This window comes from Mycobacterium sp. IS-1742 (genome assembly GCF_001500125.1).
Lineage (GTDB): Bacteria > Actinomycetota > Actinomycetes > Mycobacteriales > Mycobacteriaceae > Mycobacterium.
In genome coordinates this window covers 1-12,237 of the sequence record NZ_LQIV01000034.1, presented here as the reverse complement: position 1 = coordinate 12,237, position 12,237 = coordinate 1, and the positions used below count along the sequence as shown (strand labels likewise).

9 protein-coding genes and 1 tRNA gene are annotated in these 12,237 nt (G+C 68.9%); 5 read left to right on the top strand and 5 right to left on the bottom strand.

Annotated elements, in window-relative coordinates; translation table 11 throughout:
- The first annotated feature begins 9 nt into the window (after nucleotides 1-9).
- The gene (locus AU196_RS17645; RefSeq protein ID WP_082695755.1) at nucleotides 10-594 is read left to right on the top strand and encodes a MarR family winged helix-turn-helix transcriptional regulator; all 585 of its coding nucleotides are present in this window, start codon (nucleotides 10-12) and stop codon (nucleotides 592-594) included.
- Between the two features lie 161 nt (nucleotides 595-755).
- The gene (locus AU196_RS17640) at nucleotides 756-3,503 is read left to right on the top strand and encodes a LuxR C-terminal-related transcriptional regulator (RefSeq protein WP_059096376.1); all 2,748 of its coding nucleotides are present in this window, start codon (nucleotides 756-758) and stop codon (nucleotides 3,501-3,503) included.
- 5 nt (nucleotides 3,504-3,508) lie between these two features.
- Here the strand turns inward: AU196_RS17640 and AU196_RS17635 are convergent, their stop codons facing one another.
- On the bottom strand, nucleotides 3,509-6,481 hold the full coding sequence (locus AU196_RS17635; protein WP_059096375.1) for a PQQ-dependent sugar dehydrogenase: 2,973 nt from the start codon (nucleotides 6,479-6,481) through the stop codon (nucleotides 3,509-3,511).
- 534 nt (nucleotides 6,482-7,015) lie between these two features.
- On the opposite strand from AU196_RS17635, the gene AU196_RS17630 reads away from it, so the two are divergent.
- Nucleotides 7,016-7,339, top strand: coding sequence for a hypothetical protein (locus tag AU196_RS17630; RefSeq protein ID WP_059096633.1), 324 nt, complete (start codon nucleotides 7,016-7,018; stop codon nucleotides 7,337-7,339).
- 261 nt (nucleotides 7,340-7,600) lie between these two features.
- Here the strand turns inward: AU196_RS17630 and AU196_RS17625 are convergent.
- A tRNA-Tyr gene (locus AU196_RS17625) sits at nucleotides 7,601-7,683 on the bottom strand.
- 101 nt (nucleotides 7,684-7,784) lie between these two features.
- Between AU196_RS17625 and AU196_RS17620 the strand changes: the two genes are divergently transcribed.
- Nucleotides 7,785-8,276 carry a YajQ family cyclic di-GMP-binding protein gene (locus tag AU196_RS17620; protein ID WP_059096374.1) on the top strand — a complete coding sequence of 164 codons (492 nt, stop codon included), beginning with the start codon at nucleotides 7,785-7,787 and terminating at the stop codon, nucleotides 8,274-8,276.
- Here the strand turns inward: AU196_RS17620 and AU196_RS17615 are convergent.
- Together AU196_RS17615 and AU196_RS17610 are read right to left on the bottom strand one after the other, a co-directional pair.
- Nucleotides 8,263-8,730: a lipoprotein LppJ family protein gene (locus AU196_RS17615; RefSeq protein ID WP_231737629.1), complete on the bottom strand. Its 468-nt coding sequence runs from the start codon at nucleotides 8,728-8,730 to the stop codon at nucleotides 8,263-8,265. The genes AU196_RS17620 and AU196_RS17615 overlap by 14 nt on opposite strands.
- A 64-nt stretch (nucleotides 8,731-8,794) precedes the next feature.
- Nucleotides 8,795-10,642, bottom strand: coding sequence for an alpha/beta hydrolase (locus AU196_RS17610; protein WP_059096632.1), 1,848 nt, complete (start codon nucleotides 10,640-10,642; stop codon nucleotides 8,795-8,797).
- 107 nt (nucleotides 10,643-10,749) lie between these two features.
- Between AU196_RS17610 and AU196_RS17605 the strand changes: the two genes are divergently transcribed.
- Nucleotides 10,750-11,775, top strand: a complete 1,026-nt coding sequence (locus tag AU196_RS17605; RefSeq protein ID WP_059096372.1) for an NAD(P)H-dependent glycerol-3-phosphate dehydrogenase — start codon at nucleotides 10,750-10,752, stop codon at nucleotides 11,773-11,775.
- Between the two features lie 3 nt (nucleotides 11,776-11,778).
- Here AU196_RS17605 and AU196_RS17600 read toward each other — a convergent pair whose 3' ends face one another.
- Entirely contained in the window at nucleotides 11,779-12,231 is a 453-nt protein-coding gene (locus tag AU196_RS17600; RefSeq protein WP_082695789.1) for a hypothetical protein, read from the bottom strand.
- Nucleotides 12,232-12,237: the final 6 nt, after the last annotated feature.

Below are 12,237 nucleotides of genomic sequence, written 5' to 3'. Positions count from 1 at the left end.
GGGAAGAAAGTGTTACAGCAGGTCGCGGACCGACAAACCAGTATCGATCAGCGCGCGGACGGGGGACACCGCCGCGCCGGCACCAGGGGAACCTTCCAAGTGACAGCGACGGGGCGCACCCCGAGTGACATGCCAGGTCTGGACATCGCGGAGCTGAAGTCCTGGCAGAACTACCTGGACGCCGCACTGCGGCTGCAGGCCAAGCTCAACCACGACCTCAACGAGTCGTGTCGGCTCACCCTCGAGGACGTCCGGCTCCTGCACGAACTCGCCAAGTCCGCCACCGGGTCGGTGCGGATGGGCACGCTCGCGCAGACGCTGGTGTCCACACCGAGCCGGGTCAGCCGCCGCGTCGACCGGCTCGAGGCCCGCAACCTGGCACATCGCGCCTCCAGCGACCGGGACGGCCGCTACGTCCTGGCGACCATCACCGACGAGGGGCGTTCGCTGCTCGACAAGGCGATGGCCGTCTACGGCCAGGCCGTCCGGACGCACTATCTCGATCCGTTGAGCCGGCCGCAGACCGCGGCGATGGCGGAGAACTGCCGCCGCATCAACGCCGCGCTGTCCCCCGATCTGCGGGCTGCGAACTGACTTCGGCGACGACGGATTACTGACGCGACAGATAGTTTGCAGGCACGGACCTTGCGGTTGCAAGAACCGAGCCGCCGATATGGGTCCTGAGCACTGAGGCTGCGCCGTTTCATACCGAGGGTCGGTTTCGCGATCGCTTTGCTGTTTGCAATTATGAAGCGATGGACGTGCCCCGGGACGCGTCGGCCGGACGCGAAGCCGTCGCGGCGTTCCTCGCTGCGGTCGCCGACGGCCCGTCCGGACTGCTCCTGGAGGGCGAGACCGGGATCGGCAAGACCCGGCTCTGGCTGACCGCCGTCGAGGAGGCCCGTCAACGGGGTTACCGCGTGTTGTCCGCACGCGCGGGCCAGGCCGAGACGTCGCTGGCCTACGCCGTGGTCGCCGACCTCCTCGAGAACGTCGAACTCGACGTCACCAGGGACCTCCCCGAGGTGCAGCGGCTGGCTCTCGACCGGCTCATGCTGCGCGGCGATGCGGACGGCCCCGACACCGACCACCGGGTCGCCGCGGCGGCCGTGCTGAGCACCCTCGAACTCCTCTGCGGCGAGACACCGCTGATCGTGGCCGTCGACGACGTGCAGTGGCTCGACGTGTGCAGCCGGGAAGTGATCGGCTACGTGGCGCGACGGCTGGACTGCCCCGTCGGGCTCCTGCTGACCGAACGCTCCGAGGAATCCGCACCCCACCACACCGAGTGGCTGCAACTGGGCCATCCGGACCGGCTGCGCCGCCACCGCATCGCGCCGCTCACGCTGGGTGGGCTGCACGCGATGCTCTCCGAACGGCTCGGGCGTTCGTTCCCGCGCCCCACGCTGATCCGGATCGCCGAGACCTCCGGCGGGAACCCGCTCTACGCCCTCGAACTCGCCCGCGCCATCTCGGAACAGACCGCCGCCGGCGAACCCGCGCTGCCCGCGTCGCTGGCCGACGTGGTGCGTCGGCGCATCCAGGGCATCGACGAGGTGGTGCGCGACGTCCTGCTCGCCGCCGCGTGCGTCGCCGCCCCGACCGTCGACCTCGTGGCCAGCGCCACCGAGAAGTCCCCCGAGGAGGTGCTGGAGCTCCTCGAGGCCGCCGAGGACCAGGGCCTCGTCGAGATCGACGGTCTCACAATCCGTTTCGCCCATCCCCTGCTCGCGCGCGGCGTGTACTCCGAGGCCGGGCCGGCCCGGCGCCGTCACATGCACCGCCGGCTGGCGGAGGTGACCGCCCAACCCGAACAGAAGGCGCGCCACCTCGCCCTCGCGGCGACCAGACAGGACGACGACACGCTCGCCGCGCTGGATGCGGCGGCCGCCGCCCCCCCCCCCGGGGGCGCCCCGGCCGCGGCGGCAGAACTGCTCGAATTCGCGATGCGACTCGGCGGGGACACCGATCTGCGCCGCCTGCAGGCCGCGGCGCACCACTTCACCGCGGGCGACGGTGCGCGCGCCGGGGATCTGCTCACCGCCACGCTGCCCCGGATGCCACACGGACCGCTGCGGGCCATGGCGTCGATGCAGCTGGCCGGAATCCTCATGGACCGCAACGATTATCAGCACGCGCTCGAACTGATCGACGAAGCGCTCGCCGACGGCGAGTCCGATCCCACCCTGCAGGTGTACTGCCTGATGACACTCGCCCTGGCTCAGACGAACTGGACCGACCACGAGGTCTCCCTGCGCAATGCCGAGCGCGCGGTCGAGATCGCCGAACAGACCGGCCTGGGCCAGTTGATCGGACAGGCCCTGACCGTGCGGGTCTTCACCCGCTTCAGCTTCGGATTCGGCCTCGACCACGAGGACATGCAGCGCGCACTCCAATACGAGGATCCGGATGCCGAGGTGCCGATGCCGTTTCGGGCCCGGGCGGTGGCCGGCCTGATCGACTCGTGGACCGGGCGCCTCGACGAGGCGTACGCCACACTGCAGGATCTGCGGCGCCGCAGCCTCGATCGCGGCGCCGACCGTGACCTGCTGGCGCTGGCGGTGAGCGGCACCCTGATCGAGCTGTGGCGCGGTCGGCTCGACGAGGCCGCGACCTACGCCGGCGACGCCGTCGAACGCGCCGAACAGCTCGGCGGCGACAACTCGCGATTGGTGGCGCTGGGCATGCGCGCGATCACCGGCGCCCATGCGGGCCGGGTGCGCGCGGCCCGCGCGGACGCCGAAGCGGCGCTGGAGGTGGGGCGCCGCAGCGGGATCGCGCGGATGACGTGGTGGCCGCTCGGTGTCCTGGTCTTCATCGAGGTGTCACTGGGCAACTACGCGCAGGCTCTCACCACGCTCGAGCCGCTGCTGGGCGACTACCTGGCCACCCGCGGCAACGAGATCTTCGCGTCCTTCTTCGTCCCCGACGCCATCGAGGCGCTGGTGGCGGTGGGGCGCGGCGCCGAGGCGCAGCCCCTCATCGACAGATTCGACCACGACGGCCGAACCCTCGACCGGCCGTGGATGTCGGCCGTCGCGGGACGCGGGCGCGGACTGCAGCTGGCCGCGGCCGGTGACGTCGACGGGGCGGTCGCCGCGGTGACCGAGGCGATGGCCCACCACGAGCGCGTGCCGATGCCGTTCGAACGGGCGCGCACCGCACTGCTTCTCGGACAGCTGCAACGCAGGCAGCGACGCAAGGAGGCGGCCGCCGCGACACTGCGGGACGCACTGGAGACCTTTGAGAACATCGGCACCGTGCTGTGGGCGCAGCGCGCGCGCGAGGAACTGACGCGGGTCAACGTGCGCCCCACCCGCGATCAGAACCTGACGCCCTCAGAGCGGCGCGTGGCCGAACTGGCCGCGGCCGGAATGAGCAACCGCGACATCGCCGCAACGCTGTTCATCAGCATCAAGACCGTCGAGGCCAATCTCGGTCGCGTCTACCGCAAGCTCGGCGTACGGGGTCGCGTTGCGCTCGCCCGCCGGCTCGAGGAGTGAGCGGATCACACCACCTGCTGCAGGTTCGCCCCCGCGGTGACGTAATTGGCCGTGTAGGTCGTCGCGTCTGCCGGAACCCGGATCGTGTGCGTGGCTGTACCGCCGTCGGACCACCCGTCGAACGTCAGCTGCCTGCCGTTGACCGTCTGGGTCGTGGGGGCACTGACGACGTAATCCACACCCACGACGGCGCGTTCGGTGTAGGAACCCGTGTAGGGCAACCCGTCGATCGTGAACCTCGCGCCCGGATCGCTCGCGGCGATGGTCAGGTCGACCAGGTTCGGCATGATGTCCTCGTAGGTCGAGGTCGACAGACCGCTGCTGTCGGTGACCGTGAGATGCACGCGATACCAGGTGCCGTCGATCTGATCGCGTGAGCGCGGGATCGTGATGGTGGCCGTCTCCCCGACGATGTTGTCGGCGAACGGGTGGGTGTGCTCGTTGTGGTGGAACACGACCGTCCACTTGTACGCGGTGGACGGCAGCGGCGCACCGTCCGGGCGGTCCTGCGCATCGGTGCCCGAACCCCGGAACGTGATGGTGTCGCCGGCGTTGTACGACGACGGGAAACTCACGATCTGCGCGACCGGCGGCGTGCTGCCCACCGTCACCTTCTGCGTGGTCGTGTTCGTCTTCTCGCCGTCGCTGACCGTCAGCGTGACCGTGTAGGTGCTGTAGGCCCCGGTGGTCGTGAACTGGTTGACCGGGGTCGCCGAGGTGGACGTGTTGCCGTCGCCGAAATCCCAACGGTAGGTGAGGTTGTCCTCGTCGTCGGGGTCGTACGACCGCAGACCGGAGAAGTTGACGGTCAGCGTCTTCTCCGCCGTCGTGGTCGGCGAGGCGTCGATGACGGCGGTGGGCGCCCGGTTGCCGCCGGACGGGGAGATCATCGACAACTCGCCGGGATAGATCGTCAGCTGGTAGAGGTTGTCGTCCGCCCCCTGCGCCAGGTTGACCGTCGCACCGGCATTGCCCCAGAACGTCTTCGCGCTGATGAGGCTGCTGTACTGCTCGTCGAAGTCGAGCACGCGGATCCAGCCCTGGCTGTAATCGGCGATGTACACCCGGTTGCGGTACTCCTCGGGGAAGCCGGCGCCGTCGAAGACCGTCACCGACGTGATCGCGCCCGCGTTGGCGGGTGGCGCCGAATGCTTGTACGCATAGATGGGGTTGATCGAGGCGCAGCCGGTGCAGTTGCCCTCGGCCTGCGGCCAGCCGTAGTTGCCGCCCTTCACCACGAGGTTGAGTTCTTCCCACTTGGCCTCGCCCACATCGGCGACGAGCAGCTTCCCGTTGGGCGTGAACGTCAGCCGGAAGGGGTTGCGGAAGCCGTAGGCGTAGATGTAGTCGGCTGGGCTCGCCGTCGTGGTGTCGCCGTCGACGAACGGATTGTCCTCGGGCACCGAGCCGTCCGGGTTGAGCCGCAGAACCTTGCCGTGGATGTTGCTCAGGCTCTGGGAGTTCACCACCCCCTCGGTGTTGTCGCCGACCACCCAGTAGAGGTGCTCGCCCTCGTTGTCGAACGCGAGATCGCCGCCGTGGTGGAAGTTGTTGGCGTTCTCGGTCGACCGGATGAGGATCTCGGAGCTCACGACCGTCGTCATGTCCTCGGACAGCACCAGACGCGACAGAGTGTCCCTGTTCGTGTCGCCGGCCGTGTAGGCGACGTAGATCGACCGGTAACCGAATTCGTCCTTGTGCCAGAAGTCGGGATGAACCTCGATGCCGGTCAGGCCCCGCTCGCCGCCGGTGGTCGTGGAGATCACCGTCAGCGTGCTGACCGTGCGCGTGTCCGGGTTGTAGACCTTGATCGAACCGCCCTTCTCGGCGATGAAGATCCGGTCGACCCCACTCTCGTGATGCTTGTTGAGGATCTTGAAATCGGTCGGCTCGGTGAGACCGGAGACCAGCACCGTGCGGTCCAGTTCGGCAGGCAGGTCCGCACTCGGGCCGCACTGCCCGAGGAACTGGGTGACCGCGGCACCCAGTGCGCGGCCCTGCGGGGAGTCGCCGAAGTCGTCCACGGCCGTCATCACCATCCGGATCGGGGTGCCCAGCGGGGACGCGATGAAGCCGTCGATCGCCTGGGTGGCCTGTCGCCGGACCCAGGCGGCGACCGCCCACAGCGCCGGTGACGGTCCGGGTGCCGCGGGACCCGGGCCCGCTGCTCCCGCTCCTCCGGTCACGCCGCCGAGCATCGGTTTGAGCACGGTGTCGAAGAAGTTGGTCACCGTGTTGATGACGCCGCAGAGGCAGGTCACCACGGGCGCGGGGATGCTCGCGATGAACTGTTCGGGGGTCGGCAGATTCAGCCGCAGCGGCGGCAGACCCGCGAGCTGGGTGCGCGCAGAGGTCATCAGCGCCGAGTCGTCGGTCAGCGAGAGCGTCTGCGCGGAACGGCTGTTCGTCGACGCGATGCTCGCCGCGCCCGCGTCGAGGCCCGTGGTCTCGGGCTCCGGTGGCGCGGCGTCGACAGGGTCGGCCGCGTCGACGGGCTGGGCGGCCTCGCCGCCTGCGGGCGGTTCGTCGGATCCCTGCGCGGGGAAACCGGTGTCGGTCGGTGTCTCGATGACCGGTTCGGAAACCTCGGGCTCGTCGACCGGATCGGCGGGCGGTTGCTCGAGTCCGTCGGGGTTCTCGGTGCCGTCGAGGTCGTCGAATTCCTCGTCGAGGTCCGCGTCGAGTTCCTCGGTGTCCTCGGCGTCCTCGGTTTCCTCGGCTTCTTCGGCTTCTTCGGCGTCGTCGGTGACGTCCGACGCAGGCTCGTCCGCGACGGCGCCGTCGCCGGTGGTGGGGGCCGTCTGCGCCCCGGTCGAGGCGTCGGCTGGTCCGGCCGTCGACGACGGGGAATCGTCAGCCCAGGCAACCCCCGGTGTCGTTGCCACGGCTCCACCGACGCCGAGCGCGATCGCCAGCGCGCCGACGCGTCCGATGTATGCGGCGTAGGTGGATGTCACCTTGCGGTCGTTAGCTGTCATTGCTCGAGCGCCCCCTCGAATCCCCGTGCGAACGCCTCCACAGGGCGCGCGGAGATCACTATCGCACCGAGCTCAGGGGAAATTTGTCCTTTCCGTAAGTCGGGTTTGTTTTGTTTGCCCAGGCCCCGCCGACGCCGGTATGCGCAGACCTGGCTACGCCGATCGACAGTTATTTTCGCAGCGGTGCACGCTGCCGAGCTACTGAACGTTGAAAGAGCAAGTTAGCTATCTCACGACCGGTTTCGATGACGGGCAACGAAGCATGTCAACCGCTTGTACTTGAAACCGATAGCGAATTCTCGTCGGGCGACCTCACGTACCGCGGTTAGCCGCCGAGGTGGACCACAGCTATTTCGGTCCGCGAAAGATGTACCGATCGAAAACACCTTCCGGTGCGTAGGACCATGTTCTCGCGTTTGCAACTAAATCGCTGATCTTGCACGGGCGTACCGCTCATCGGCGCCGCCGCAAGGGGTGGGAAAGGATAGGGAATTCCCCAATTCGTCGGCAGCCGATGCGATCTAACGTGTGGGCATGCTCACAGTCGACGCTCAGACGTCGGGATGTCTGGCCGAGTGGTATCTGCCGGACCTCTCCGAAGAGTTGATCGACGCCTTCGTCGCACGCATCGAGTCGGTGGCGGCGCGGATGCGCGCCGAGGGCACCGACATCCACCTCGTCCTGACGGTCGCCGTGCCCTCCGACGAGGTGCTCTACGGCGTGTTCGACGGCTGTGAACCGAGCCTCGTCTCGCGCACATGTGAGCAGGCCGGGCTGGCCCCACAACGGTTGAGCAGCAAGGTCGGGACGCGGATCCTGCACTCATATGAGCAACGTAGGGAAAACCCCGATTCCTGACGGGCTGGGCACTTGGTTTATTTGACAAGGACTCGGGGCGATTCGCGTGGGGGCGCGCACGAGCCGCCGAGTCCACGTGCGTCGCCCGGGGGATGCGACGTCACAATCGCTTGTCTACCTGCCGTCGGGGCGGCAGGTAGACAAGCTTGTGAATGCCGAACGTGAGCTCCTGCGCGATATTTCGCCCGAACCTCGGTCACAAGCTCACGCTCGCCCCAACCACGCAATCAGGCCCCCTCGAAAGGGGGCCTGATCACAGCGTGGCAGGTGCAGGATTCGAACCTGCGTAGGCGTAAGCCGACGGATTTACAGTCCGCTCCCATTGGCCGCTCGGGCAACCTGCCGGGTGGTCGCACCGTCCTCTCGGATTTGGTGCGACTAGCAGGGTACAACGAGGATGGGCCGAAGACGAAAACGCCCGAACAAGCCAGGAGGGAGCGAGTCCATGGCGGATTCCAGCTTCGACGTCGTGAGCAAGGTCGATCGTCAGGAGGTCGACAACGCGCTGAACCAGGCAGCCAAGGAGTTGAGCACCCGCTTCGACTTCCGGGGCACCGACACCACCATCGCCTGGAAGGGCGAGGAGGCGATCGAGATCGTCAGCTCCACCGAGGAACGCGTGAAGGCCGCCGTCGACGTCTTCAAGGAGAAGCTCGTCCGACGCGACATCTCGATGAAGGCCTTCGACGCCGGCGACCCGCAGCCCAGCGGTAAGACCTACAAGGTCAACGGCACCATCAAAGAAGGCATCACCAGCGAGCAGGCCAAGAAGATCACCAAGATCATCCGCGACGAAGGCCCCAAGGGCGTCAAGGCCCAGATCCAGGGCGACGAGATCCGCGTGAGCAGCAAGAAGCGCGACGACCTGCAGACCGTCATCGCCCTGCTCAAGCAGGCCGATCTCGAGGTGGCCCTGCAGTTCGTCAACTACCGCTGAGCAACGCCGCGGTGATGTCGCGGCCGACGGTCTTGCCGTCGTCGCGGTGATCGGTGGTGTTGCGGCACTCCCCCTGGATCGTGAACGCCAGCAGTCCCTCGACGTTGCCCGGTCCCATCACGACCGTCACCCCGTCCCGGTGGATCACCGTGCCGTAGGGCTTCTTTCCGGGCGGCGGCCCGTCGGTCCAGCCCGCCGCCACCATGGCGTCGGCGACCTGCCGCGCGTAGGTGTCGGTGGCGGTGCCCGCGGGCAGCTGCGCGCTCATCTCGACCAGACCGCGGTAGGGCGGCTCACCCTGGTCGTTGCACGATTCGAACGAGAAGCCGCCGCCCACGTCCTGCAGACCGGCGACGGTGCGCAGCTGACGGCCGGCGTCGACGACCTGGGCCTCAGCCTGTTCGTCGGACATCGGGTTGACGACCTCTCCGGCGCCGCCCCGGGATTCGGACATCGAGCAACCTCCTGACGCGATCGTGCACACCAGCAGCGTGACGGCCAACGCCGCCCGCCTCAGCTCACCCGGTCGGTTTGTAGTCATGGTCGGTGGTCACAGAGCTCCCTGGTCGGCCGGCTTCCGGGTCGATGAACGCGGGACTGCCCGGAATGTCGGTGTCGATGTGCGGCAACGGAATACGCCCGCCGAACGGTAGGTCGAGGTGATCGGGGGTGGTGAGGTGCGGCTGCCGCCGTCCCTCGGCGAGCAGATCCTGCTCCGCGAGCCGGTGGCTGTTGCCGCTGGCGATGTCGGTGATGGCCCGCATCGATTCGCTGCCTCGGTCGTAGTAATGGGAATGATCATGCACGTCCAGACCGTCCTCGCCGGCCACTTCGGCGCGGAAACGCACCGAGCCGAACTCGTCGCCCGCCGGATCGGTGCCGAGCCCGGCGTCCGGCCCGACCGGATATCCCAGGGTGCGGTTGAGGACGTCGGCCGGGAGGTCCCCGGGTGTGCCGATCCAGCTGACCGGGTCGGTGGACGCGGCGCCCACGTAGACCTTGCCGCCGTCGAGGTGGAAGTCCGCGGCGCTCTTCGCCAGATCCGTGCCCGGACTGCCGATGAGCACCGCGTCGTCGGCGCGCATCCCGCTGCCCGCGAACGCGTCGGCCACCGTCGTCGACCCGTAGGAGTGGCCGATCACCGTCACGTGCGACGGACCGGTGTGCGTGGCCGCCAGCCCGTTCACGTCGGCCGCCAGCAGATCACCGCCCGCCCGCGCCAGGCCGGGGGTGGCGATCCGGGTGTCGGTGAACCCGTCGGGCGCGTCGTAGCCCATCCACATGATCACCGCGGTCGGATCGTCGGGATCGGCCAGCCTGGCCTGGTCGTAGAGGGTGATCGCATCGTTGCGGCCGTCGGCCAGCCAACCGTCGCGCACGCTGCTGCCGGTGCCCGGCACGATGACCGCCGTGTTCTCCGCGGTGTCCGGGTCGCCGATCGCGATCGCCGCCCGGCCCTGACCGTTGTCGGCGAGCGGCTGATAGCCCCACAGCATCACCGGCCGCGGGTTCTTGGGGTTGGGCCCGCGTTGATGCGCCAGCCCCTCGCCGGTGCGCCGGGCGTTGTGGAACCGGGTGGCGTCGGTCTGGGTCAGCCCGTAGCGGGCCGGATCGGCCAGCACGTCGTCCTCGCCAACCCCGTTGCGCGCGGCCACGTCTCGGACGCGGTTCAGGTCATCGGTCATCACCGCCCGGTTCACCCGGTCCCGGACACCGGCGGGAATACCGCTGAGGTTGCCCAACTCCGGCGGATGGGCGGCGATCAGGGCATCCCTCTCGGCCTGACTGAGCGCGTCCCACCACCTGTTGACGTCGTCGGGTGCGGTGTCCTTTCCCGGCAGCTGCCGCGGATCGTCGAGCGTGGCTGGCGGCGCCTGCGGCAGCGGGCCATCGAGCGCCGCGGCGACGGCCGCGGCCGTCGACCGGTCGGCCTCGTCGTACTGGGCGAGCAGATTTCCGATGACGGCCGTCCACGCCGGCGCCAGCCCGGTGAAGACCGGGGGCAGATACGGCGGCGGGCTGCAGGTGCCGTCGTCGGCGACCTGCCAGCCGGTCGCGCGCAGACTGGTCACCAGCATCAGCAGTGCCCGCCCGGTCGACGACAGCTGCGCCCCACCCGTCTGCAGCGCCGACTGCACCGCCTGCAGCCGGGCCGCCAGCTCCTCCTGCCGGTCGAGGTTCGTTTCGGCCCTGGCGGTCGCCGCCGCCGCGGCCTTGCCCTGCCAGTTCGCGCGCAGGTCCGCCAGGGCGAGGCGCTGTCGAGCCATCAGCGTGTCGAGGTGGGCGATGCTCTCGCGGACCCGGCCGGCGGCGTCGGTGAGGCCGTCCGGGTGGGAGGTCTCCACCACCGACAGCGAAACCGTCACCACACCCCCTGAGCCGACGAGTCCTCATTATCGCCCCGCCCGGGACACGGTTGCTGCACCAATCGAATCGGCCTCCCGAGCGGCGGCACCGTCCTACGCTGATCGCCATGGCACACGCGCAACGACAGCCCAAAGTCGTCGTCCTCGGGGGTGGGTCCTGGGGCACCACCGTCGCATCGATCTGTTCCCGGCGCGCGCCGACGATGCAGTGGGTGCGCTCCGAGGACACCGCCAAGGACATCAACGCCAACCACCGCAACGCGCGTTACCTCGGTGAGGACTGCGTGCTCAGCGAGACGCTGCGCGCGACCACCGACTTCGCCGAGGCCGCCAACAGCGCCGACGTCGTCGTCATGGGCGTGCCCTCGCACGGGTTCCGCGGGGTGCTCGAGGAACTGGCCGCCGAACTGCGGCCGTGGGTGCCGGTGGTGTCGCTGGTCAAGGGACTCGAGCAGGGCACCAACAAGCGGATGAGCGAGATCGTCGACGAGGTGCTGCCGGGGCACCCGGCGGGAATCCTGGCCGGGCCCAACATCGCCCGCGAGGTCGCCGACGGGTACGCCGCGGCGGCGGTGCTGGCGATGCCGGATCCGCACCTCGCGGCGCAGCTGGCGGAGTTGTTCCGCACCAAGCGTTTTCGCACCTACACCACCGACGACGTGGTGGGTGTCGAGATGGCGGGGGCGTTGAAGAACGTCTACGCGATCGCGGTCGGCATGGGGTACTCACTCGGCATCGGGGAGAACACCCGGGCCATGGTGATCGCCCGTGCGGTGCGGGAGATGTCGAAACTCGGCGAGGCCATGGGTGGGCACCGCGACACCTTCGCCGGTCTGGCCGGGATGGGCGATCTGATCGTCACGTGCACCAGCCAGCGCAGCCGCAACCGGCACGTCGGCGAGCAACTCGGGGCCGGCAAGCCGATCGACGAGATCATCGCGGGGATGAACCAGGTCGCCGAGGGCGTCAAGGCCTCCAAGGTCATCATGGAGTTCGCCCAGCAGTACGACCTGAACATGCCGATCGCCCGCGAGGTCGACGGCGTGATCAACCACGGGTCGACGGTCGAGCAGGCCTACCGCGGTCTGGTGGCCGAGAAGCCCGGCCACGAGGTGTTCGGCTCGGGCTTCTAGACGTCAGTTGAAGTAGGGGTTGCGGCCCTCCCGGGGCAGCAGCAGCGGGTTGCTGGGCTGCAGCACGAAGCTGGCGGTGGGGCTGATGACGAAGCCCGCGCCGTTGTGCGCGTCCACGCACGTGGTCATCGTGCCGTCGGTGCCGCAGCTGACCGTTTGGAAGCTGATGCGGGTGTTGGCCGGCAGCGGTTTCACCGTCTCCACCACGTTGGTGAACGGCGCCGCCGCGGTGGCGAACGTCGGCACACCGCCGATACCGCCGCTGACCAGGTTCGCGCCGCTGGGGGCCGCGGGGATCGGGCCGCTGCAGCCGTAGGCGCCGCCGCGCTGGATGACGCAGGTCAGGCCACCGGGGGCGCCGAACGCGTACCAGGTGCCGTTCATCGCGGTGAACTCGGCGGGGCTCACGGGCGGCCACGCGTTGACGTTGGGCGCCGGTGGCCTGACCTGCGTCATCCAGCG